Annotated in this window: 24 protein-coding genes; 11 read left to right on the top strand and 13 right to left on the bottom strand. The window is 74.8% G+C overall.

Annotated features, from left to right (window positions below):
- The first annotated feature begins 12 nt into the window (after window positions 1-12).
- From AB0I60_RS01885 to AB0I60_RS01875, 3 genes are read left to right on the top strand one after another with little or no spacing between them, the layout of a single operon-like run.
- Entirely contained in the window at window positions 13-333 is a 321-nt protein-coding gene (locus AB0I60_RS01885) for a metalloregulator ArsR/SmtB family transcription factor (RefSeq protein WP_360725134.1), read from the top strand.
- Window positions 330-758, top strand: a complete 429-nt coding sequence (locus AB0I60_RS01880) for an SRPBCC domain-containing protein (protein WP_360725132.1) — start codon at window positions 330-332, stop codon at window positions 756-758. Before AB0I60_RS01885 ends, AB0I60_RS01880 begins: the two co-directional genes overlap by 4 nt.
- A gap of 9 nt (window positions 759-767) precedes the next feature.
- The gene (locus AB0I60_RS01875; RefSeq protein ID WP_360725130.1) at window positions 768-1,706 is read left to right on the top strand and encodes an aminoglycoside phosphotransferase family protein; all 939 of its coding nucleotides are present in this window, start codon (window positions 768-770) and stop codon (window positions 1,704-1,706) included.
- Between the two features lie 387 nt (window positions 1,707-2,093).
- On the opposite strand, the gene AB0I60_RS01870 is transcribed toward AB0I60_RS01875, so the two are convergent.
- Together AB0I60_RS01870 and AB0I60_RS01865 are read right to left on the bottom strand one after the other, a co-directional pair.
- The gene (locus AB0I60_RS01870) at window positions 2,094-2,828 is read right to left on the bottom strand and encodes a class I SAM-dependent methyltransferase (RefSeq protein ID WP_360725128.1); all 735 of its coding nucleotides are present in this window, start codon (window positions 2,826-2,828) and stop codon (window positions 2,094-2,096) included.
- 67 nt (window positions 2,829-2,895) lie between these two features.
- Window positions 2,896-3,411: a DUF6790 family protein gene (locus AB0I60_RS01865; RefSeq protein ID WP_360725126.1), complete on the bottom strand. Its 516-nt coding sequence runs from the start codon at window positions 3,409-3,411 to the stop codon at window positions 2,896-2,898.
- Window positions 3,412-3,467: 56 nt separating this feature from the next.
- Between AB0I60_RS01865 and AB0I60_RS01860 the strand changes: the two genes are divergently transcribed.
- Both AB0I60_RS01860 and AB0I60_RS01855 read left to right on the top strand, forming a co-directional pair.
- Window positions 3,468-3,887 (top strand): MarR family transcriptional regulator, encoded by a 420-nt coding sequence (locus AB0I60_RS01860; RefSeq protein ID WP_360725124.1) that lies wholly within the window; start codon window positions 3,468-3,470, stop codon window positions 3,885-3,887.
- A 206-nt stretch (window positions 3,888-4,093) separates the two neighbouring features.
- On the top strand, window positions 4,094-4,411 hold the full coding sequence (locus AB0I60_RS01855; protein ID WP_360725122.1) for a PASTA domain-containing protein: 318 nt from the start codon (window positions 4,094-4,096) through the stop codon (window positions 4,409-4,411).
- Between the two features lie 120 nt (window positions 4,412-4,531).
- Here the strand turns inward: AB0I60_RS01855 and AB0I60_RS01850 are convergent, their stop codons facing one another.
- The 6 genes from AB0I60_RS01850 to AB0I60_RS01825 form a co-directional block, all read right to left on the bottom strand.
- Entirely contained in the window at window positions 4,532-4,960 is a 429-nt protein-coding gene (locus AB0I60_RS01850) for a hypothetical protein (RefSeq protein WP_360725120.1), read from the bottom strand.
- Between the two features lie 341 nt (window positions 4,961-5,301).
- The gene (locus AB0I60_RS01845; protein WP_360725118.1) at window positions 5,302-5,520 is read right to left on the bottom strand and encodes a three-helix bundle dimerization domain-containing protein; all 219 of its coding nucleotides are present in this window, start codon (window positions 5,518-5,520) and stop codon (window positions 5,302-5,304) included.
- 84 nt (window positions 5,521-5,604) lie between these two features.
- Window positions 5,605-5,883: a hypothetical protein gene (locus tag AB0I60_RS01840; protein ID WP_360725116.1), complete on the bottom strand. Its 279-nt coding sequence runs from the start codon at window positions 5,881-5,883 to the stop codon at window positions 5,605-5,607.
- Between the two features lie 76 nt (window positions 5,884-5,959).
- Window positions 5,960-7,321, bottom strand: a complete 1,362-nt coding sequence (locus AB0I60_RS01835) for a HAMP domain-containing sensor histidine kinase (RefSeq protein WP_360725114.1) — start codon at window positions 7,319-7,321, stop codon at window positions 5,960-5,962.
- 375 nt (window positions 7,322-7,696) lie between these two features.
- Window positions 7,697-8,071, bottom strand: coding sequence for an ATP-binding protein (locus AB0I60_RS01830; RefSeq protein ID WP_360725112.1), 375 nt, complete (start codon window positions 8,069-8,071; stop codon window positions 7,697-7,699).
- An 87-nt stretch (window positions 8,072-8,158) separates the two neighbouring features.
- Window positions 8,159-8,347, bottom strand: a complete 189-nt coding sequence (locus AB0I60_RS01825; protein ID WP_360725110.1) for a hypothetical protein — start codon at window positions 8,345-8,347, stop codon at window positions 8,159-8,161.
- Between the two features lie 219 nt (window positions 8,348-8,566).
- Here AB0I60_RS01825 and AB0I60_RS01820 point away from each other — a divergent pair, with 219 nt between their 5' ends.
- Complete coding sequence (locus tag AB0I60_RS01820) at window positions 8,567-9,250, top strand: response regulator transcription factor (protein WP_360725108.1); 684 nt, start codon at window positions 8,567-8,569, stop codon at window positions 9,248-9,250.
- Here the strand turns inward: AB0I60_RS01820 and AB0I60_RS01815 are convergent.
- From AB0I60_RS01815 to AB0I60_RS01805, 3 genes are all read right to left on the bottom strand, one after another.
- Window positions 9,207-9,803 (bottom strand): hypothetical protein, encoded by a 597-nt coding sequence (locus tag AB0I60_RS01815; RefSeq protein WP_360725106.1) that lies wholly within the window; start codon window positions 9,801-9,803, stop codon window positions 9,207-9,209. The genes AB0I60_RS01820 and AB0I60_RS01815 overlap by 44 nt on opposite strands.
- 311 nt (window positions 9,804-10,114) lie before the next feature.
- The gene (locus AB0I60_RS01810) at window positions 10,115-10,939 is read right to left on the bottom strand and encodes a hypothetical protein (RefSeq protein ID WP_360725104.1); all 825 of its coding nucleotides are present in this window, start codon (window positions 10,937-10,939) and stop codon (window positions 10,115-10,117) included.
- 248 nt (window positions 10,940-11,187) lie between these two features.
- Window positions 11,188-14,484, bottom strand: coding sequence for a tetratricopeptide repeat protein (locus AB0I60_RS01805; protein WP_360725742.1), 3,297 nt, complete (start codon window positions 14,482-14,484; stop codon window positions 11,188-11,190).
- Window positions 14,485-14,500: 16 nt separating this feature from the next.
- Here AB0I60_RS01805 and AB0I60_RS01800 point away from each other — a divergent pair, with 16 nt between their 5' ends.
- The 5 genes from AB0I60_RS01800 to AB0I60_RS01780 all read left to right on the top strand — a co-directional run bounded on the left by AB0I60_RS01800 (window position 14,501) and on the right by AB0I60_RS01780 (window position 20,464).
- Window positions 14,501-15,421: a LysR family transcriptional regulator gene (locus AB0I60_RS01800; protein ID WP_360725102.1), complete on the top strand. Its 921-nt coding sequence runs from the start codon at window positions 14,501-14,503 to the stop codon at window positions 15,419-15,421.
- 684 nt (window positions 15,422-16,105) lie between these two features.
- Window positions 16,106-16,456 carry a hypothetical protein gene (locus AB0I60_RS01795; RefSeq protein ID WP_360725100.1) on the top strand — a complete coding sequence of 117 codons (351 nt, stop codon included), beginning with the start codon at window positions 16,106-16,108 and terminating at the stop codon, window positions 16,454-16,456.
- Window positions 16,457-16,577: 121 nt separating this feature from the next.
- Window positions 16,578-17,933, top strand: coding sequence for a hypothetical protein (locus AB0I60_RS01790; protein WP_360725098.1), 1,356 nt, complete (start codon window positions 16,578-16,580; stop codon window positions 17,931-17,933).
- Between the two features lie 69 nt (window positions 17,934-18,002).
- The gene (locus tag AB0I60_RS01785) at window positions 18,003-19,247 is read left to right on the top strand and encodes a MoxR family ATPase (protein ID WP_360725096.1); all 1,245 of its coding nucleotides are present in this window, start codon (window positions 18,003-18,005) and stop codon (window positions 19,245-19,247) included.
- Entirely contained in the window at window positions 19,244-20,464 is a 1,221-nt protein-coding gene (locus tag AB0I60_RS01780) for a VWA-like domain-containing protein (RefSeq protein ID WP_360725094.1), read from the top strand. The genes AB0I60_RS01785 and AB0I60_RS01780 overlap by 4 nt, the downstream gene beginning before the upstream one ends.
- A gap of 76 nt (window positions 20,465-20,540) precedes the next feature.
- Here the strand turns inward: AB0I60_RS01780 and AB0I60_RS01775 are convergent, their stop codons facing one another.
- Together AB0I60_RS01775 and AB0I60_RS01770 are read right to left on the bottom strand one after the other, a co-directional pair.
- Window positions 20,541-21,176 carry a response regulator transcription factor gene (locus tag AB0I60_RS01775; protein ID WP_360725092.1) on the bottom strand — a complete coding sequence of 212 codons (636 nt, stop codon included), beginning with the start codon at window positions 21,174-21,176 and terminating at the stop codon, window positions 20,541-20,543.
- Window positions 21,173-22,324, bottom strand: coding sequence for an ATP-binding protein (locus AB0I60_RS01770; protein WP_360725090.1), 1,152 nt, complete (start codon window positions 22,322-22,324; stop codon window positions 21,173-21,175). The genes AB0I60_RS01775 and AB0I60_RS01770 overlap by 4 nt, the downstream gene beginning before the upstream one ends.
- Window positions 22,325-22,333 lie beyond the last annotated feature (9 nt).

Below are 22,333 nucleotides of genomic sequence, written 5' to 3'. Positions count from 1 at the left end.
TAGGGTGCGGTCATGCCCACCACGGACGACGTGTTCGCCGCCGTGGCGAACCGGCACCGCCGTCGCCTGCTCGACCTGCTCCTGGCCGAACCCCAGTCGGTCAACGCCCTCGCCGCGCACTTCGACATGCGCCGGCCCAGCGTGTCCGAGCACCTGAAGGTGTTGCGGGACGCCGGACTCGTCAGCGAGGAGCGCCACGGCCGGGAACGCGTCTACCGGGTGGACGCCGAACGCCTGCGCCCGGTGGCCGACTGGCTGACCCCCTACGAGGCGTACTGGCGGGACGCGCTCCGCGACCTGCGCGCCCACCTCGACCGGAACCCCGAGCCGTGACCGCCGGAGTGCGCACCATCGAGGTGGACGAGTTCCTGCCCCACCCGGCCCGGCGGGTGTGGCGCGCGCTGGTCGACCCCGGCGAACTCGCCCGGTGGTTCGTGGCCACCGACTTCCGCCCCGAGGTCGGGCACCACTTCACGCTGGACACCGGACCATGGGGTGCGACCCGGTGCGTGGTGACCGCCGTGGAGGTGGAGAGGCTGCTCCGCTACACGTGGCGCAACGGTCCACTCGACACGGTCGTCACCTGGCGGCTCGTGCCCGAGGGGACCGGAACCCGGGTCCTGCTGGAACACCACGGCTTCGACCTCGACGACCCCGCGCAGCGACGGGCGTTCAACGGGATGGGCGGCGGCTGGCGGAGCGCGGTGCTCGCCAGGTTGGCCGACCACCTCGCGGAAAGCGGTGGACCGAGGACTTAAGGTGTCCTCGTGATCACCGAGGAAGAGCGCGCCGCTCGTTCGCACCGTGCCCGCGACGCCGCTGTCGCCGCCGCGACGGCGCTGGGGTTGGACGCGTCCGAGGCGAAGGTCCTGTACGACGTCTTCTCGGTGGTGGTGGACCTCGCACCGTCACCGGTCGTCGCGCGCGTGCCGGTGGTGACCCCGCGCGGCGTCACCTCGGCGGGCTTCCAGCGCACGGAGCTGGCGGTGTCGAGGTGGATGGCGTCGCGCGGCGAACCGACCGTCGTGCCCAGCGCGCTGGTCCCGGCGGAGCCCGTCGAGCGCGACGGGTTCACCATGACCTTCTGGGAGAAGGTCGAGGGCGTGGTCCCCGGCGACTACAACGCGCTGAGGCAGATGCCCACCGTGGCCCGCCTGCACTCGATCCTGGCGGAGTACCCCGGTGAGACCGGCTTCTTCCCGGGGATGCAGGGCTACGTCGACCTCGCGTTCGACGACCTGGAGGGCCGCGAGGACCTGCTGCCCGCCGCCGACCTGGCCCGCGCCCGTGCCGAGTGGGCCGTGCTGTCGCCGGTCGTCACGTCGCCTTCCGCTTTCGCACAGGCGTTCCCGGGCGTGTCGGTCCAGGTGGTGCACGGCGACGCCCCGTTCTTCAACGTGATCGAGACCGCCGACGCCCTGCTGTACTCGGACTACGAGCACGTCGGCGTCGCCCCGGTCGAGTGGGACCTCGCGCACACCGGCGAGGAAGCGATCGCGGCCTACGACGCCGCCGCAGTCGACCTCGGCCTGCGCGCGGTCGACCCGGGCGTGCTGCGGGCGATGGAACGCCTGCGCGACCTCCAGATGGTCGCCTGCCTGGCCCTGGCCCCACAGCTCCCGCTGCTGGTCGACGGCCTGTCGTCGTCGCTGGAAACCTGGCGTGCCGGTGAGGTCTGGCCGGGCGCGGACAGCTCCTCGGCGTGAACCGGGCCGATCGGCCCGGAGGCTGACGACCGGTTGACGTCTCCGGGCGCGTGTCGGCAACTCGGGGATGAGCGGCGCGACGGACGCGCTTCCCGCTCGGCCGGCAGGACTCCGGCGTCGCGGCCGGCACGCCGGTCGGGGGAGAGCGGTGGGCAGCGCGTGGGGCACGCCTGAGCCGGTGCCGACGCTTGCGGATCCGGCCCGCAGTCGACGCTGTCGGATCCGGCGGCCTGCTGCCGGCGTTCCTCGTGGCCGAGTGCCGGTGCGGTCGTCAGGTCGTGGAAGGCCGCCCGCTGGACCAGAGGGCGGCCCGCGCCATCCGGAGCGGCGACCTCGCGAAGACGTCCCTGCGCGGGCACGTCCTCCCGAGGGCGGGCCGTATCGCACTCAGGCGGCCTCCAGGACGAAGAACAGGAAGCCCAGGAACGAACCGGAGGGGAACCTCGCCATCTCGTCGGGGAACAGGTCGTGTGCCTCCGGCGCGGGCGGCGGTTCGCTGATGACGGCCGTGCGGAAGCAGGCGGCGGTGAAGGCGTCGGTCATCGCGTGCAGCGGTCGGTGCCAGTAGGTGAGCACGGCCTTCTGGCCGTTGAAGGTGTACTCGTCGGACCACTTGGTGGTGGCGAAGTAGTCGGCTTCGCGGTGCGCCATCTTCAGGACGATGGGGTGGTTGACGGCCACGATCAGCCGGCCGCCGGGCTTCAGGATCCGCCGCAGCTCGGCCAGCGGCGCGGTCCAGTCCTCCAGGTAGTGCAGCACCAGGGCGGCGACGACGTCGTCGAACGCGCCGTCGGGGTACGGCAGCGGGCCGGTCAGGTCGGCGACCCGCAGGTCCGCGTCCGCGCCGAGCCGCTGCCGGGCCACCTCGACCATCTTCGCGCTGCGGTCGAAGCCGGCGACGAGGGCGCCGCGCTCGCGCAGCGCCACCGACACGGCGCCGGAGCCGCACCCGGCGTCGAGGATCCGCCGACCGGCCACGTCCCCGGCCAGGTCCACGATCGCGGGCCGGGTGTAGTAGGCGTTGATGAGGCTGGTGTCGTTCTCGACCGTGTACGCCTCGGCGAAGCTGTCGTAGTCGTTCTCCACGGCCACGTCGGGAGAACTCCGGTGATCGGCTGGCATGGTCCCATACTGCCGAGTGATCAACCGGGCCGCCAGGAGATCGTCACCGAGGCCGGCTCGCCCGGTGTCAGGCGGTTGCCGGCTGGGGTGTGGCCGCCAGTCGTCGGGAGCGCATGGCCAGGACGATCATGACTGCCGGGATCAGGATGTCGTTGACGATGACGCCACCGGTGTTGCCGGGGGCGTGGTTGCCGTTGGCGAACCACTGGTGGAAGTGGCCGATCGCGGCTCCCCACAGGAACATCCCGCCGCCGAGCCCGATGGTGATGCGTTCCCGCGCGGACGCCGAGGCGGCCCGGAAGCCCATGACGGCCAGCGCCAGGTTGGCGAAGGCGATCTCGGTCATGAAGGGCGTCCGCTCGAAGCCGATCACCGCCGCCATCTCGTCGGGGACGGTCAGGAACGCGACGGTCATCCACAGGCTGCCGAAGCCGAAGGCACCGATGGCCCACCAGCGCTGCCAGGTTTCCAGCGCGTGCCGGGGTGACGGGGAGCGGCGGGTCCGCAGGTACGCCCCGATGGCTGGGACCACGATCCAGACCAGCGGGAAGGCGGAGCGGGCGAGGAAGGAGAAGGTGTCCACGACGTCAGTCTTACCTAGTTAATATTAATCAGTCAACACTAGGGTAGGGTGGTGCCGTGGATGACGGACTCGCAGACCTGCTGCACCGCGTGGTCATGCTGCTGGGCGACGCGGCCCGACGGCGCGTCGACGACCTCGACGGCCTGAGCTACAGCCAACTGCGGCTGCTGGGCACGCTGGAGGGCGTCGAGCCGGCGACGCAGCACCAACTCGCCCAGGCCCTGTCGGTGTCCGACCCGGCGATCAGCCGCGCACTGCGACCGCTCGAAGCCGACGGCCTGGTGCAGATCACCACCGACCCCGACCACGCGCGGCGGCGGCTGGTCCGCCTCACCGAAGCCGGCCGGAAAGCCTTCCACACCGCCGGGAAGCCGCTCTACGACGAGCTCCGCGCCGGGCTCGTCGCGGCCGGCTTCCCGTACGAGCGCTACCTCGAGGACACCGAGCGGTTGGCCGACTTCCTCGCGTCGGGCTGAGCATTCGCTACAACGGCGCAAGGTGGTGGCTCCATGTGGCGGCCGATCACACCGCCGTGGCCCCGTACGATGAAACACGTGGCCACGGCACGATTTACGCGCCTGGCACGGCGGAACGTCGAATGGTTGCGGCTCGTCACTTGTAGAAGAGGAGTGCGCCCATGCGTGGAACAGGTCGCCGACGGTTGTCCGGTGGTGCGGCTGCGGTGATTGCCGCCCTGGCGTTGCTGGTGCCGGGCGGTGTTGCGTCCGCGAGCCCGTCACCGGGGGTCTCGCAGGCCGCGCAGGAGACGTCGCCGTACTCGACGGGCATCGTGCCGAACGTCGTGGGGCAGGACCTCGCCAACGCGGTCGCAGCGGTCCGAGCCGCGGGTTTCGTGGCCAGGTCCGCTCCGGGTTACGTCGACTGCGGCCCGCCCTACGTGCAGTCCCAGACCCCGGCGGGCGGCTCTGCGGCGGTGTCGGGGTCGACCGTCACCCTGCGGGTGAACCGGCAGCCGTCTCCAGGCCAGCACTGCCCGTGATCCTGGATTGAGCTGATCACCGGCAAGTACCCGTCGCAGGAACCGGGGGCGCGAGTTCCACGGCTGCGACCGACTCCCGCCCGGGGGCGAGGAAGGCCCCGCCCCCGGGACGCCGGGTGTTCAGCTGCCCTGGGGCACGCCGGGTTCGGGTTGGTCGTTGTTGCCGCCCTTGAGGTAGATCACGTTCACCCACACGTTCCGCACGTTGGGGATGTTCGTCAGCGCCCACCACGTGTTCGTGTAAGTCCTGCCGGTACCGTCCGTCACCGACTGCCGGTAGTCCTTCCCCCAGTTCTTCTGGCAGTAGACGTACCGGTTGCCCTTCGTCAGGGTTCCCTTCTTCTCCTTCTTGCCGTTGCCCAGCAGGTAGTAGGCGGGCGCGTCCGTCCACACCGTCTTCCAGACCTGGTTCGGGAAGTTCTTGACGTTGCAGGCGGGAAGCTGGTGGTCCAGCTCGTCCGCCGGTGCGGCGGAACCGGTACCGGTCACCATGGCCAGTGCTGCGACGACCGCGACCCCACTGGTCACGACCTTGCGAAGAATGGGCATCTTCCGTCCTCTCCGGTGGTCGACCCCGGCTGACCGGGGTCCTCGCCGACCAGTGCAGTCGCCGAGCACCGGGCGCGGAAGGCGGATTCGGGGCTGTCACCCGGTTCACGGCTTTTGCAACTCTTGCCGGTATCGGGTGCTTCCCGGATCTGGCGGAGGGGGACGGTGTCCCGGCTGCCGTCACCTCACTGCGGAGGTGGCGGTAACCCACAATGACCACAGGCACGGGCGGTCAGCCAAGAGCACCGCAACGGATGGTTTGCGACCCTGTCCGGATTCGGTGCGGGCGGTGGCGGAGGCCGACTGCGGACCGTTCGTGCGCGATCAGCCCACTACGCGGGTCATCGGCTCCGCGCGGTCCGGCAGAGGTCGTTGAGGCGGTGGTGCGCCAGTCGGTGCAGCATCTCGCCGAGCGCTTCCGGGACGATCTGCCCCCGCAGGTCGGCGTGGGCCTGGCGGACGGTCGTGGTCACGGTCCGGCCGGACAGGGTTCCGCCGAACTGCGCGGCCAGGCGCGTTGCGACGTCTCTGCACACCGGATCGTCGTCGTGGGGGTTCATGCTTCTCCCGGCGGTGGGGGACCGATCGTCAACCATGGTGCGGGAAGCGGCAGGTGGGGGACCTGACGACTCCCTGACGATCGGTCACCCCGGCCGGGGCGGCGGGGTCACGACCCCGGGCGCGGCGGGGGTGCTCGACGCGGCCCCGGCCGCCGTGGCGGACCCGTCGGTCGGCTCACCCGGGGTCGTCGTGGTCGAGGACGTCGACGGCGGGTCCGGGCGCTGGGTCAGGGTCGGGGTGGCCGCCGGGTTCGCGGTGGACGTCACCAGCGGTTGGGGCTCGTCCTGGGTCGTGACCCCGCACCCGCCCAGCACGCCCGAGGCGACCGCCGCCGCCGCGAGCAGCACCACGAGGTTCCTCACCGCCCGACCACCTCCCCGTTCAACGCACCGAACCATCACCCCGGACACCCCGGCCACCGCTCCTGATCATTGCCTGTCACCGCTCCGACTCCGGGATCTCCACGACGAACCGGGCGCCGCCGCCGGGGCGTTCCTCCACCCGGACCTGGCCGCCGTGCCGCTGGACGTGCTGGGCGACCAGGGCCAGGCCGAGCCCGCTGCCGGTGTCGCCCCCTCGGCTGCCGGCGCGGTGGCCCCGGTCGAACCGGTCGAAGATGCGGTCGCGGAGGTCGGCGGGCACGCCGGGGCCGGCGTCGTCCACCTCCAGCCGCACCGCGCCCGCGCGGCGGGTCACCGCGACCCGGACCGCGCCGCCGGCGTGCCGGTCGGCGTTGTCGAGCAGGTTGGCCACGACCCGGTCCAGCCGCCGCCGGTCGCCGAGCACCTGGGGCGCGGGGGAGTCGGCCTCCACCCCGACCCCCGCGCCGGGCCGGGACGCGATCACGTTGTGGACCAGCACGGCCACGTCGATCGGTTCCAGCGCCTCGTCGTCCGGCCGCTGGTCGCCCCGGGAGATCTCCAGCAGGTCGACCACCATCCGGGCGAACCGGTCGACCTCGGAGGTGAGCAGCTCCAACGCCTTGCCGGCGGTGCCGGGGACCTCGTCGCGGCGGCGGCGCAGGACGGCGGCGGCGTTGACCATGGTGGTGAGCGGGGAGCGGAGCTCGTGGCTGACGTCGCCCGCGAACCGGGCGTCCTTGACCACCCGCCGCTCCAGGGCCTCGGCGGTGGCGTTGAAGGTGGTGGCCAGCGGTGTCAGGTCGGGGTCGGTCTGGGTGGGCAGCCGGGCGCGCAGGTCGCCGCCCGCGATCCGGGACGCGGCGTCGGTCAGCTCCCGCAACGGCCGCAGCGCGCGCCGGGACGCCCACGACCCGAGCGCGACCCCGAGCAGCCCGCTGACCACGGTCCCCGCGACGAGCACCGCGCTGAGGAACCGGAACGTGCGGTCGAGCTGGGTCAGGGGCGCGAGTTCCACGTACGCGCCGTCGGCGGCGGTGATCGGCAGGGTGATCGCCAGGACCGGGATGCCGCCGACGACGAGGCGCTGGGACGCCGGCACGCCGTCCCGGCCGAGGGTGACCAGCCGTCGGGGCACCTCGGCGGTGTCGATCTGCCGCCCGCTGGTCAGCACCTCGCCGGGGCGGAACAGCAGCACGGTCGAGTCGGCCACCGTGGTCAGGCCGGTCAGCAGCTCCTTGAGCCCGTCCGAGCCGGTGCGCAGCGACTCGTTGACCAGCCGCGCGTTGACCTCGGCCTGGCGGCTCGCGCCCTGCTCGCGCTGGCGCAGCAGGTAGCCCGACGACAGGTTCCACACGGCGATCGCCAGCGTGCTGGTCAGCAGCAGCGACCCGACGCCGAGGACGACCGCCACCCGCCAGCGCAACGTCAGCTTGGGCACGCCGCCGCCGATCGGCCCGGCCCGGCGGCACCCCTCGGACCGCCGGGGCCCGGAGCCGCCGCCGTCCGGCCGGGTGCCGGCCCGACGTGCCCGACGTGCCCGACGTGCCCGACGTGCTCGGTGGAGGGCGTGCGACGGTCCATGGCCTCCCGATCTTCACGTGGAGCGGGAACGCGTCCCACCGGCTCACGCCGATCGCAAGCCGATCGCAAGGTCCCGCAGCGCGATTGTCCGCCACCGTGGACTCCACCGCCACGAGCCCACCGCCACGAGAGCACCACCGGCGCACCGCACCGCCACGAGCCTTCCGGGTGCAGGACCAGGTGCCGGCCGCACAGGCGCGGCCGGCACCTGTGGCCGGGCCGCCGCGCGGAGTCAGTCCTCGAACCGCAGCTCGGCCCACACCACCGCGCCGTTGCCGGCGGTCTCCACGCCCCAGCCGGCCGACAGGACCTCGACCAGGGCCAGCCCCGCGCCGGGCCGCCACGGGCCGATGGGCGTGGTCGGGTGGTCGAACACGCTGACCACCAGCACGTCCCGGTCCGGGGCCCAGGTCAACCGCAGGACGTAGGGCGGACCGCTGTGCTGCCACGCGTTGTCGACCAGCTCGCCCGCCACGACGCCGACCCGGGTCACCTCGTGGTCGGGCCGGCCGTGCAGCCGCTCCCGCAGCCACCGGGTCACCTCGTCGGACGACGGCGTCCCGGGCTCGACCATCACCAGCATGGCGGTGTCTTCGTGGGCGGTCACCGCGCGATCCCTTCCGTGCGGGTCCGTGGTGCCGCTCCGGTGCGGTGCGGCACGCAATCAGGCGGTACGGAATCCGGCGGCACGGGGTCAGGCGACGCAGCGCAGGCAGCTGTGCGGGCCGACGCGGCGGTCGTGCCCGCGCCACCCCACCCCCACCGCTCTGGCCCACAGCGCCTCCCACGTGCGCGGGTGGGGGTCACCGTGGAACGCCTGACCGCAGCTGTCGCAGATCAGGAGCAGGGTGGAGGGGTCGTGTTCACCGGGGATGGCGGTCACAGCGGAAGCATCGACTTTCGGGACGGTCCGGGGGGTGTCGGGCACGCGCCGGCACGCCTCGGCGGCCGGCACGGGAGCAGCGCCTGCGATCGTGGCGGCTGCCGGCGTCAACAGTGGCAGACGACCCCGTGGCGCAACCTTGCGATCGGCTTGCGATCCCCGGTCGCCGGCGGGCGGGGGTGGCGTCGGGTGCGGCCCACGGGCGAGGATCGGCGGGACATGGACCACTCGGTACTGCTGGTCGAGGACGACGAGCACATCAGGCAGGCGCTCGGCCTCGCGCTGGGCGACGAGGGGTTCGCCGTCTCCGACGCGGTCTCCGGCGAGGACGCCCTGCGCGCGCTCGACCACGGCACGTTCGACGTGGTGCTGCTGGACCTGATGCTGCCCGGCGTGGACGGGCTGGAGGTCTGCCGCACCCTGCGGGCGCGTGGCGACCTGCCGATCATCATCGTCACCGCCCGCACCGACACCGCCGACGTGATCGCCGGCCTGGAGGCCGGTGCCGACGACTACGTGACCAAGCCGCTGGTCGCGGGCGAGCTGGCGGCGCGCATCCGGGCGCTGCTGCGCCGGCGCGGCGGCGGCCGGCACGACGAGGTGCTGCGGTTCGGCGACCTGGAGGTCCGCCCGGACGCGGGCACCGTGCACCGGGCGGGCGTCGAGGTGCACCTCACCCGCACGGAGTTCCGGCTGCTGGTCGAGCTGGCCGCCGCCCAGGGCCGGATCGTCACCCGGGAGCAGTTGCTGCAACGCGTCTGGGGCTACGACTACTTCGGCGACACCCGGCTGCTCGACGTGCACATCCGCCGGCTGCGCCGCAAGGTCGAGCCCGACCCCGACGACCCCACGCTGGTGCTCACCGTCCGGGGCTCGGGCTACCGGATCGCGGTCGGGCGATGACGCGCCAGCGGTCCGGCAGGGGCGGCAGGGCGATGCCGTCGAGGCGGGCGAAGTCGCGGTACCAGAGGCGCCCGCGCCGGACGTAGTGGGCGTGCGAGGCGGCGGCGGCGAGCCGACCGGTCAGCACCGCAGCGGTCAGCGCCCAGCCGGGAGCGCCTTCGGGCCACGCGTGGAACAGGGCGATCACCGCCAGGACGGTCAGCAGCAGCTCGTACACCACCCGCACGGCCAAGGCCCAGCGCGGTAACGGGCGGTCGGCCTGGAGCGCTAGGAGGGTGTCGGCCGCGTCCGGGCCGTGCTCCCGCAGGCGGGCGGCGTGCCGGGTCCGGCGGTGCACTTCGTGGAAGCCCTCGATGATCGCCTGCCCGCCCGCGATGCCCAGAACGGTACCGGCGGCGGACGTGTGCCACGTGTCCGTTCCGGTGGCGACCACCGCCGCCCCGGCCGACAGGTCCAGGACGCCGGCCGCCAGCGCCCAGCGGATGTCGCGCCACAGCAGCCCACGGGGCACCGGCTCCCGTGCTCTGGTGACGTCCGGGCGCAGTGCGACCATGTTGGTCACTTCGTCACGAGCCCGCCGAACCTCGTCGTCCATCCCGCCCCCCGAGCGCACGTCCGTGCACCCGGGTATCCCCGCCGGGGTGGACCGCCAAACGCCGGAACCCCTCGCGCGGACCCGGCGCCCGGCGCTCCCGCCCCGGCGGCGGAGGAGGCCCGGGGCGGCGAGGACCGGCGGTCCCGTCCCCGGACCGGTCGGTGGTGCTGGTCAGTCGCCCTCCACCACGGGGAACACGTCGGTGATCTCGTTGTTGCCCTCGAACTCGACGGTGTCCTCGGTGTCGTCCTCGCGGCCTGCTCTGCTCGTCATGTCCCGTCCCTCTCCACTTCGGTCGTGCGCTCCGACCCGGAACCGTCGCCCGGGTGGTCTGGGTGGTGCAGGACCAGCACGGTGATGTCGTCGCCCGACCCCGCCGCCTGGGCGGCCGACACGAGCGCGCGGGCGCACGCGCCGGGGTCGGCGGGGTGGTCGGCCGCGATCCCGGCGACCTGCTCGACGGTGATCTTGAGCCCGTCGGAGGCCAGCACCAGCACCGGCGTGGGCTTGGTGACCTCGACGCCGGACACGCCGTACCAGCCGACCCGGGCGAGGTCGTTGACCAGCCGGTGGTCGTGCGTGCGCGCGACGGACTCCTGCTCGCCGCGTGCCCGCAGCTTCTGGCCGTAGGTGTGCGGTGTGGTGACCCGGTGCGCGCGCCCGTCGTCGCGCACGGCGGTGGCGGTGCTGTCACCGGCCCAGCCGACCAGCCACCGCAGGCCGGGGCGGGACACGGCGGCCACGATCGCCCCCGTCGCACCCGACAGCGGGTCGTCGGGGTCGAAGCACAGCTCGGACGCCGTGGCGATGCCGTGCACGGGGCTGCGGCGGCGCGCGGTCACGCGTGCGGCGACCGGGGCGGCGTCGGCCGCCAGCCGCGCCGACTCGGGCGTGGAACCCGACCCGTCCACCACCGCGCCGGCCACCACCCCGCCGACCACCTCGTGCGCGGCGCGGTCGCAGTTGCGCGGGCGTCGCGCCCCGGTGACCGACACCAGGCCGACCAACGGGTGCGGTGCTCTGCCGTCCGCCGTCGGCGGGACCTCGGCGGACGGGGCGGGGGGCCGCTCGGTGACGGCGTCGTCGGTGGTCACGCGGCGCAGGGTAGCGACCACGTCCCCTCCTCCCGGCACCGGCGCGGGCCGACCCGCGCGTCCTGGGCGCGGTCCGGGCGTGGCCGCGCGCCGACCAGGGTGGAGGTGGCGCGACGGCCCTGTCGAGGGGCGTCGACCGGACGTGGTGGCCGACCGCCCGATGGCGTTGCGCCCCGGGCCGGCGAGATCGACCGGCGGTGAGCCTCCCGGTCCCGTTCGGCACAACCCGACACGTCCGGGGGTCGGCTTCACCCCTTCAGGACGCGGGTCCCGTCGGTGTCCGGCGTGCCCAGCTCGTGCCGGAGGGCCGCAGCGCGGTGCCGGTGCCGGAGGGCCTCGTCGGGCCGGTCCAGGTCGTCGTGGGCGTGGGCGATGCCCCCGTGGGCGCGCGCCTGCTCGGCCCGGTTGCCGGTCTCGCACGCGAGGGCGAGCGCTTCCCGGTGGTGGGCCAGGGCGGCGGCCGGGTCGGCGGTGCCGCGCGTGGTCTCGCCCAGTCCGTTCAGCGCCTCGGTCTCCAGGTTGCGGTTGCCGGTCGCGCGGGCCAGGTCGAGCGCCTGCTCGAAGTGGGCGAGGGCCTCGCGGTGCCGCCCCAGGCCCCGGCAGGTCGAGCCCAGCCCGGTCAGCGCGCGCCCCTCCAGGCTCCGGTCGCCGATCTCCCGGGCGAGGCGGAGCCCGCGCAGGTCGTGGTCGAGGGCTTCCTCGTGCCGCGCCAGGCCCCGGCAGGCCGCACCCGAGCCGGTCAGCGCGCGTCCCTCCAGGCTGCGGTCGCCGGCTTCCCGCGCCAGGCGGAGCCCGCGCACGTGGTAATCGAGGGCCTCCTCGTACCGGCCCAGGCTCCCGAGCGCGAGCCCCGTGCCGACCAGCGGGTAGCCCTCCAGGCCCCGGTCGCCGGTGTCGCGGGCCACGTCGAGGCCCTGCCGGTGGTGCTCGATCGAGTCGGCGAACCGGCCCAGGCCCCAGTGGTTGAACCCCATGCCGACCAGCGCCTGGCCCTCCAGTCCCCGGTCCCCGAGCTGCCGCGCCAGGGCGAGCCCGCGCGTGTAGCGGTCGAGCGCCTCGTGGTAGCGGCCCAGCCCCCAGTGCGCCAGGCCCATGCCGAACAGCGCCCGCGCGTGCAGGGCGTGGTCGCGCAGTTCCTCGGCCAGCACCAGCGCCCGTTCCAGGTGGGCGAGCGCCTGCTCGGAGCGTCCCAGCCGCCAGTAGGTGAACCCGATGTGGAAGTGCGCCTCACCCTCCCGGAACCGGTCTCCGGTGCTGCGCGCGGTCGTGATGGCCACGGTGTGCAGGGCGAGGGCGTCGTCGAAGTAGCCGCCGACCAGCAGGTAGCGCCACAGCGTCGCCGACAGGTGGCCCGCCTGGGTCGGGCGGCCGTGGTCGGCGGCCTGCGTGGCGACCGCGACGAGGTTGGCCCGCTCGCCCTCCAACCAGGACAGCGCCTGCTCGTGGTCGGACACGGGAGGGACCGGCGTCGCGGGCATCGGCGAACCGGGTCGCATCCCGCGCTTCTCCGGGGCGACGACGTCCATGGCCGCGGAGCTGGTGTGCAGGTAGTAGTCCAGGATGCGGGTCAGCACCGCGTGCCGGACGTCCGGGCTGTCGGTGTCGGCGGTCGACTGCGCGGCGTAGGCGCGCAGCAGGTCGTGGAAGCGGTACCTGCCCGCAGTGCGCTGCTGGAGCAGGTGGACGTCGAGCAGGTCCTCCACCAGCCGTTCGGCCTCGTAGAGGTCGGAATCCGCCACGGCAGCGGCCAGGTGGGCGTCGAAGTCGGTGCCGGGGTGGGTGCCCAGCAGCCGGAACAGCCGCTGGTGGGTCGGCGCGAGGTCGCGGTGCGACAGCCCGAACGCGGCGGCGACGCTCCGGTCGCCGGTGGTCAGCTCGCCCAGCCGCCGCCGCTCCTCGCGCAGGCGCTGCACCAGGTGCGCGGTCGTCCAGGCCGGGCGCGAGCGCAGCCGGGCCGCCGTGATCCGGACCGCCAGCGGCAGCCGGCCGCACAGCCGCACGACCTCGCCGACCGCCCGCGACCCGGCCACCGCGCGGTCGTCGCCGACGATCCGGGCGAACAGCGCCTCCGCGTCGCCCGGCGGCAGCACGTCCAGGCTCAGCGTGCGGGTCGACTCCAGGTCGGTGAGCCGGCGTCGGCTGGTGATCAGCACCAGGCAGTCCGGGTTGGCCGGCAGCAGCGGCCGGACCTGCGCCGTGCTGACGGCGTTGTCGAGGACCACCACCGCCTTCCGGTCGGCCAGCACCGACCGCCACAGGCCCGCCCGCGCCTCCGGGTCGTCCGGGATCCTCCTGCCGGGCACGCCGAGCCCGCGCAGCAGCGCGTCCAGCGCGTCCGAGGGGTCGCGCGGCTCGCGCCCGGCGGTGTGGCCGTGCAGGTCCAGGAACAGCTGCGCGTCGGGGTGGCGATCGGCCAGGCCGTGGGCGACGTGCACGGCGAAGGCGGTCTTGCCGACACCGGCCATGCCGTCGACGGCGACGACGACCGCCGCGCCGCCCCGGCCGTCGCCGGTCGGCAGCAGCGACCGCAGCGCGGCGATCTCCTCCTCCCGCCCGGTGAAGTCCGGCAGGTCGCCGGGGAGGTCGTTGTGCCGCCGCACCTCCCCGGCGGGCGACGCGGTCAGGTCGCGGTCGGCGCGCAGGATCCGCGCCTGGAGGCGCTGGAGGTCCGGGCCGGGTTCGACGCCGACGTCGTCGGCCAGCCGCCGCCGGGTCTCCTGGAAGACGTCGAGGGCCTCGGCCTGGCACCCGCTCCGGTACAGCGCGAGCATGAGCTGCCCGGCCAGCCGCTCGTCCAGGGGGTGCGCGCCCACCTCGGCCGCAACGCGGGCAGCAGCGCGGAGTGCCCGCCGACCCGCAACCGCCGGTCGTACTGGTCCAGGCGGACGTCGAAGTGCTCCCGCTCCAGGGTGACGCGGACCGACGCCAGCCAGGCCGATTCCACCCCGGTGAACGGGTCGCCGCGCCACAGCTCCAGCGCCTGCCCGCCGAGGTTCGACGCCTGCCGGTCGTCGGTCGCCGCGCGCGCCTGGCCGACCAGGTGGCGGAACCGGTGCACGTCCACGGTCTGCTCGTCCACGGTCAGGAGGTAGCCGCCGCTCCGCAGGCTGATCGTCGCCCACTCCGGGGCCAGCGCGCGCCGCAGCCGCGCCACGTAGCTGTGCAGCGCGCCGCGCACGCGCACCGGCGGCCGGTCGCCCCAGACCCGGTCGATCAGGTTCTCGGCCGACACCGTGGTGTTGGCCTCGACCAGCAGCACCGCCAGCACGCACCGCTGCCGCGCGGGACCGAGGTCCACCTCGCGGCCGTCGACGTGCAGCGCGACACCGCCGAGCAAACGGAACTCCACCACCGACGTCCCCCCTGTGGTCGGTATCCCCCGGACAGGCATAGCGGTAGCCACCGGACGGGTCAAGGGAACTTGCGGGACAGCCGGGCGGGGGAGCGGTGCCACCGGCAGGGGGGAGGTGGAGAGGTGGCGACAATGCGCCGATAGGCCGGGTTCGTCGGCAGCTCGGGCCGATACTGTCGGCGCAGGGCCGCATCCGCAGGGGGATGATCATGGTCGAGCTGCGTCACCTGCGCTACTTCCTGGCCGTGGTGGAGGAGAACGGCTTCACCCGCGCCGCCGCCCGGCTGCACGTCAGCCAGCCCACGCTCAGCCAGCAGATCCGCGCCCTGGAACGGGTGCTCGGGCACGCGCTGTTCGACCGGCTGCCGGGTGGTCCCCGGCTCACCCCGGCCGGGCGGGCGCTGGTGGAACCGGCCGGCCGGGCGCTCACCACCGTGGACGACGGCGTGCGCGCCGCGCGGGAAGCCGCCATGAAGGCGTCCGGCGACCTGCGGGTGGGCATGATCTACGCGGCGGCGGGCTCGTTGACCCAGTCGATCCTGGCCGCGTTCGCCGCCGCGTTCCCGGACGTCCGCCTGCACTTCCGCGCCGAGCTGCCGGTCGCCCGCGCCTACACCGCGCTGGTGCGGGACGAGGTGGACGTGGCGTTCACCAGGCTGCCGCTGAACCCGGCGCGGCACTCGTGGCACACGCTGTACCGGGAGCGCCGGGTGGTCGTCGTGCACGAGCGGCACCCGCTCGCGGACGCCGGGTCCGTCGCCCTGGCCGACGTCCTGCCGCTCACCATCCTGGCCGCCCGCCCCGCGCGGACCCCGCCGGAGGTCGGGGACCACTGGCTGCTCAACGACTTCCGCAACGGGGACGCGCCCGCGCAGTACGTCACCGAGGCGTGGTCGGTGCCCGAGATCGCGCAGACCCTCGCGCACAACCCGGACGTCATCGCCATGTGCTCGGAGATCGCGCGCAGCCGGCCGCCGGCACCGGGTGCCCCGCTGCGGTTCCTCGACGTGCCCGAGGCGGGCCTGAGCGAAGCGGTGATCGCCCGGCGCAAAGGCGACCACCGGCGGCACGTCACCGCCTTCTACGAGGTGGCCGCCACCGTCGCCCGCAGCCTGATGCCGCAGGTCTGACCACGGCCGAGGGCCGGCCACGCGCACAGCGCCGACCTCTGCGCGCATCGGAACCACGACTTGGACAGCGCCGGCCGGCCGGGTGGACCCCGATCTCCGGTGGTTCTCCCTGCCGGACAGGAGTGCTCATGTGGTCCGTGGTCGGCAGTTTCCTCGTCGTGCTCCGGGAACCGCCGGGCGCGCGGTCACCGGAGGCGCGGGCCGCCGCCCTGTCGCCGCGCCTGGTCGAGCCGTGCCGACACCGGCCTCGACCGGGTCGACCAGCGCGCACTCCCGCTGTCCCGGTCGTACGCCCACGACTTCGGCGGCCGGGCGATCAACGGCCACAACGCCACCGGCGGCGGCCAGGACTGCCGGACTCACGGCACGCACGTGGCCGGCACCCTCGGCGGCAGGACCCACGGCGTCGCCAAGAACGTTTGCCTGGTCTCGGTGCGGGTGCCGAAGGCCGTGCGTCGCGTTGTTCGCGCCCGGCGTCAACGTTGTGCCCGTGTACAACCGGCACGACCGGGACACCGCCGTGCTCAGCGGGACGTCGACGGCCTCCCCGCACGTCGCGGGCGTCGTCGCGCGCTACCTGACCCTCAGCCCCTTGGCGACCCGCGCCAGGTCAAGGAGGCCCTGCTCGCCAAGGTCACGCTCCACCAGGTCCGCGACCCGGGCGCGGGCTCGCCGAACCTGCTCGTGCACTCCGAGTTGCCGGTGTGCTTCCACCGCCGGGTCGACTGGCCGCAGGTGACCGACGGCGTCGCCCCGCCCGGCGCGACCGTGTCGGTCGTGGCCCGCAACCCGCTGCAACTGGACCTGGTCACCGTCGACCCGGGCGGCAACGCCCGGACCACGTGGGGGAACCTCGCCGAGCGGTGGCACGCCTGGATCCCCGGCCCCGGCGGCACTGCCGCACCGGGGGCGACGGTGACGGCGGTCGCCCGGTACGCCGACCACCTGGACGTGTTCGCGTCGGACCACGGCGTCGTCCGGTGGGCCCCGTGGCAGGAGGACGCCACGGGGTCGAGGTCGTGGGCCGACCTGTAGCCCGCCACCCCGGTCGTGGTCTGACGAGGGGCGTGCCCCGCGAAGATCCTTTGCTGCGCTCACCCACGATGACTACCCACTCGATCGGATCGGGGGTTTCGTTCGCCAAAGGTGAGTGCTGATGCACCCCACCACCGCGAACGAGAACTCCCGCCTGCTGTTCTGGTCGCACGTGCGCGAATTCGCCGTGCCATCCTCCACGATCGACGCGGCCACTGCCCGCCGGGCGGTGGGCGACTGGGCCGGGGCCTGTGCCGCCGCGCGCGTCGACGTGGACCTCTCCCTCGGGGCCGTGCGGCGCTCGCACGGCCGGCGGCTCGCGGACCAGGTCCGGGCCGACCTCCGGCACCTGGCCCCCGACCTGCTGCGCTGGCACTTCCCGAGGGTCCGCCCGGACGGACTGCTGCGGCCGGGGCTCACCGTCTCCCTGGCCCGGTACGCGCCGCCGACCGACGACGGCCACGAGGTGCACCTCGTGGCGCGCACGCCGCCGGCGTGGGCGGGTGCTGGCCAGCGGATCGGCCTCGCGCTGTGGGAACCGGCCGTGGCCACCGCGCGCGGGCACCCGCACCCCCGGCCCCACCGGCGGTTCCGCCTCGACCTGCACCGCCACCTGTGGGACGCCCGCAGGGCCGGTGAGCTGGCGGAGCGCAGCGGGGCCGGGCAGTGGCCCCGAAGCCCTGACGCCGCAACGCCCGCCGGGCTCGGAGGCATCGGTTGCGCCGTGCACCGCTGGGCGGCGGAAGCCGCGCTGGTGCTGCGTGCGGAAGCGTCTGCGGACGGCAGCGTGACCGTGCGGCTCGACCACCGGCACCAGGTGGTCGTGGTACCGGGGAGACCCGCCGGGCAGTTCACGGCGACCGCTCCGACCGACCGGGACCGTGGCCGGCCGGTCCTGCCCGACGCCGCGACCTGGGTCCTGCCCGACCTGGAGCTGCTGCACGCCGGGCTGGTCGACGTCGACCGGCTGCATCCCCTTGTCGTGCAAGCACTCCTGCCGGAGCGGCTGCCGACCGGTGCGGCGCGGAGCCCGGACGGCCCGGAGGGCCCGCGCCTGGTCGAGTGCCGTGGTGCCACGCACCGGATCGGCGTGGCGGGCGGCGTGCTCGTGCCGCTGGACCACGACCCCGACGAGATCCGCCGCGAAGAGCTGCTGGTCGCGTTGGGCGGCACGCCCTTGCCGTGCCTGCGGGCGATCGACGACGTGCACCGGACGCCGGAGTCCCTTGTGGACGTCCAGGCCCGGTTGGACCACGGCGACACCGCCGGAGCCCTGGCCGCCGTCGAGGACCTGCTCGGTCCCGACGCGCTCCTGCGCGACGGCCCGCTGCGCGACGCGCTGGAAACGGCGGTACGCCGCCGAGTCGCGCACGGCCTGTACCGCACGGGGCTCGCGGGTCCCGGGCCGGTCCCGTCCACCCGGGACGCGGACCGCCGTGACCTCCGCGCCCGCCCGCGTCACGCGACCCGTCGCTGACCTCGAACCTCGCCGTACCCCCGCTCGGGCCGACGCACGGCCCCACGACAGACCTTAAGGTGATCACCCGTGTCCGCACACCTCGCCGCAGTGGACTCCCCGTCCGAGGCGGCTCCCGCCCGACCGCTCGACACCGCCGCCGACCTGCTCGCCCTGCTCCGCGACACCTCCACCGAGCCGCGTGCCGACCCCCGGTTGGAGGCCCTCACGCTGGCCGTGTCCGCCGACCTGCCGGTGCTGCTGTGGGGTGAGCCGGGGATCGGCAAGACCGCGGCCCTGACCCAGCTCGCGGACGCGCTGGACCTGCCGCTGACCACCGTGATCGCCAGCGTGCACGAGCCCTCCGACTTCGCCGGCCTGCCGGTGGTCGGCGACGACCCGGCCGTGCAGGGCGTGCCGATGGCCCCGCCCGACTGGGCCGTGCGCCTGGTCCGGGCCGGCCACGGGCTGCTGTTCCTGGATGAGCTGTCCACCGCGCCGCCCGCCGTCCAGGCCGCGCTGCTGCGCGTGGTCCTCGAACGCCGGATCGGCGCCCTGCGGCTCCCACCGGGCGTCCGGATCGTCGCCGCCGCCAACCCGCGCTCCTCGGCAGCCGACGGCTGGGAGCTCAGCGCCCCGCTGGCCAACCGGTTCGTCCACCTCCAGTGGGCCCACGACCACGAGGTCGTCGTGCGCGGCCTGGGCGGCACGTGGCCACGGTCGGCGCTGCCGGTGCTCGACCCGGCACGGCTGCCCGAGGCCGTCGCGTTCGCCCGTCGAGCGGTGTGCGCGCTGCTCGCCGCGCGCCCCGGGCTCGTTCACCGGCTGCCGCAGAACGAGGCCGGCCGCGGCGGCCCGTGGCCCTCACCGCGCAGTTGGGAGATGGCGTTGCGGCTGGTCGCCTTCGCCACGGCGGCGGGCACCTCCCGGGACGTGCTGTCGACGCTGGTGCGGGGCACGGTGGGGGACGGGCCGGGCCTGGAGCTGCCGGCCGGCATGGACCGGTTGGACCTGCCCGACCCCGAGACCCTGCTCGCGGACCCGGCGGCGGCCGTCCTGCCCGAACGCGGCGACCTGCGCCAGGTGGTGCTCGACGGCGTGGTGGAGGCCGTGCGCGCACGCCCCGACCAGAACCGCTGGGACGCGGCGTGGGCGCTGCTGGTGCGCGCGCTGGACACCGGGGCACCGGACCTCGTGGTCGTGCCGGCGGCCACCCTCGCCGCGCTGCGCCGTGACGGCTGGCAGGTCCCGGCGGCGGTCGAGCGGCTGGCGGGCGCGGTGTCGCTGTCCCGGCGGGCCGACCGCGCCGCCGCCGGAGCGGGAGTCCGCCGGTGACGCGGGGCCTGGACGAGGAGAAGCTCTACGCCGCCCGGTTGCACGCGGTCCGGTGCCGGCCGTACCTGGCGACCGCGTTGTTCGCGCTGCACGTGGTGGAGTCGCGGCACGTCCCGACGATGGCCGTGGACCGGCACTGGCGCTGCTACGCCTCGCCGGCGTTCGTGGCGCGCACCCCGGTGGAGGAGCTGGCCGGGGCGTGGGTGCACGAGGTGTCCCACCTGCTGCGCGACCACCACGGGCGCAGCGACCGGTTCGCGGTGGAGCACGGGCTGAGCGGGCCGGGGGAGCGACTGCGGATGAACTTCGCGGCCGACTTCGAGATCAACGACGACGTGTTCGGCGACGGGTTGGCCGAACCCCGGGGCGCGATCCGGCCGGAGATGCTCACGCTGCCCGGCGGGCAGCTCATGGAAGACTACCTGCGGCAGTTCCGGCTCGGGCCGCGCACCGACGGCTTCTCCTGGCTGGACTGCGGCAGCGGTGCCGACGGCCTGGAGCGGGAGTGGGACGTCGGACCCGGTGGCGCGCACGGGCTCAGCGACCAGGAGCGGGACGCCGTCCGCTTCCGGGTGGCGCACGGCATCACCGCCCGACCGGGCAGCGTCCCGAAGCGCTGGCAGCGGTGGGCGGAAGAGGCGTTCCACCCGCCGCAGCCGTGGCGGGACCTGCTGGGCGCGGCGGTCCGCTCATCGGTCGCCGGCTCCGGCGCGGGCGAGGACTACACCTACGGCCGGCCCGCGCGCCGGTCGTCCTGCCTGCCCGGCGTCGTCCTGCCCAGCCTGCGCCGACGCCCGCCGCGCGTCCGGGTGGTCGTCGACACCTCCGCGTCGGTGAGCGACGCCGAGCTGGGCAGCGCGCTGGTCGAGATCGCCGCGATCGTGCACGCCGTGGGCGGCGGGCGCGACCTCGTCTCGGTGCTGTCGTGCGACGCCGCCGCGCACGTCACCCACCCGCTGTGCCGGGCGGAGGGCATCCCGCTGGTGGGCGGCGGCGGTACGGACCTGCGCAGCGGCTTCGCCCAGGCCCTGCGCACCGGTCCGCGCCCGGACGTCGTCGTCGTGCTGACCGACGGCCAGACGCCGTGGCCGGACGCAGCACCACCGTGCCGCACGGTGGTGGGCCTGTTCCCCCGTGACGACCGGTGGGACGAGCACGACGCCGACCCCGTGCCCGACGTACCACCGACCTGGGCACGGGTGGTCACCATCGGCTGATGCGGCGACCACGCGCGTCCGCCGCGATCCGGGGTGCTGCCCGAGGAACACCCCGGATCGCGGCAGCGCGGTCGGCTCAGTCGTCGCGCAGGTCGCGGGCGAGGCGGATCAGGTGTGAGCGGCGGCGGGAGCGGAGCTTGCCGCGGATGTTCTCCAGGTGGCGGTTGACGGTGCGCACGGCGATGCCGAGCTCCTCGGCGATCTCGCGGTTGTCGCAGCCCTTCGCCAGGCAGTGCAGCACCTCGCGCTCCCGCCCGGTGAGCGGCCGGCACTCCTGCCTCAGCTCGCCGATCAGGTGCGCGGCCAGCTCGGGCGGCAGCACCGGGCCGGTGAGCACCGCCTCCACCGCCCGCGCCAGCTCCGCCGACGTGGCGGTCTTGGCGACGTAGCCGTGGGCCCCGGCCCGGAGCGCGGCCACCACCTCCTCGGGGTCCGCCTGGGACAGCACGAGCACCCGCACCGAGGGCAGCGTGCGCCGCAGGTGGCGGATCACGTCCGTGCCGTGCCCGGCGGGCCGCCCGTGCCGGTCCCGCAGCCGCAGGTCCACGACGGCGACCTCGGGCCGCACCCGGTCGGCCGCCGCGCACGCCGACGCCGCGTCCACGGCCTCGGCGACGACCACCACCCGCCCGCCGCGTTCGAGGCCGGTCCGGACCCCGTCCCGGGTGACGGGGTGGTCCTCCACGACGAGCACCCGCACCGCCTCGGTCACCCCGCCCCTCCCCGCGTCCGGCGCGCGCCGACCGGCACGCGCAGCTCCACCTCGGTGCCGTGGCCGGGTCGGCTGCGCACGTGCGCGCGCCCGGCGAGGCGTTCCACCCGGGCCCGCACGGACAGCCGCAACCCCAGCCCGTCGGTCCCGTCGTCGGGCGCGAACCCGACGCCGTTGTCCCGCACGCTCACCACCACCTCCGTGCCGTCGTCCACCACGGTCAGCCAGACCTGCCGCGCCTGCGCGTGCTTCACCACGTTGGTCAGCAGCTCCCGCACCGCCGCGCCGATCTCGTCCACCACGTCGCACGGCAGCACGACCGTGCCGCTCGCGATGAGGCGGACGGGGACCTCGGTGAGCCGTTCGGCCAGTGCGGTCAACCGGTCCCGCAACGACGTGCTGCCCTGCGGCGGCGGGGTCGGGTCGTGGCGGGCGAGGTCGCGCAGGGCGTGCTCCTGCCGGGCGATGCCCTCCGCGACGGCGTCCAGCCCGGGGTCGTCGGACAGCTCGCCGATCCGGGCCCGCAGCCGGCCGAGCTGCTGGAGCACGTCGTCGTGGATCTGGGCGGCGAGCCGCTGCCGCTCGGCCATCCGCGCGGCGCGTTCGCTGCTCCGCGCGGCCTGTCCCCGCAGCGCGTCGACCTGGGCCGCAGCGGCGCCCACCGCACTGCCCAGCAGGACGTAGGACAACCCCCACCCGAGCATGGCCAGCACCTGGAGGAACGACACGTCCGCCAGCGCGACGTCGTTGGTGGCGTAGGCGAACGGCAGCGAGAGCCCGAGCAGCGCGCCGGCGGCGGCCCCGCCGCGCATCCGGTACGCGACGCCGCACGCGGCGACCGCTGCGGTCGGGTACGCGCCCATGAACGACGGGTGGCTGGTCAGCAGCGCGTTGGCCGGGTAGACGTGGCCGTACACCAGGATCAGGGCCACCGCGACCGCGAGGTCGGCCACGAGCACGAGTTCGGTCCGCCGCACGGCCGCCAGGGTCAGCCAGGCCGTCCAGCAGCCGGTGACGACCAGCGCCACGCCCGCCTCCACCGGGCGCTGCACCTGCCCGCCCAGCAGCGCCAGCAGCAGCATCCAGCCGAACGCCAGCCAGCGCAGGGCGAGCACGAGCAGCATCGGCGCGGTGTGCCCGGGTCGCACCGCCGGCGC

Source organism: Actinosynnema sp. NPDC050436, assembly GCF_040655415.1.
Taxonomy (GTDB): domain Bacteria; phylum Actinomycetota; class Actinomycetes; order Mycobacteriales; family Pseudonocardiaceae; genus Actinosynnema.
The sequence above is the reverse complement of the archived record's forward strand: the minus strand, read 5'-3'. Positions and strand labels throughout refer to the sequence as shown.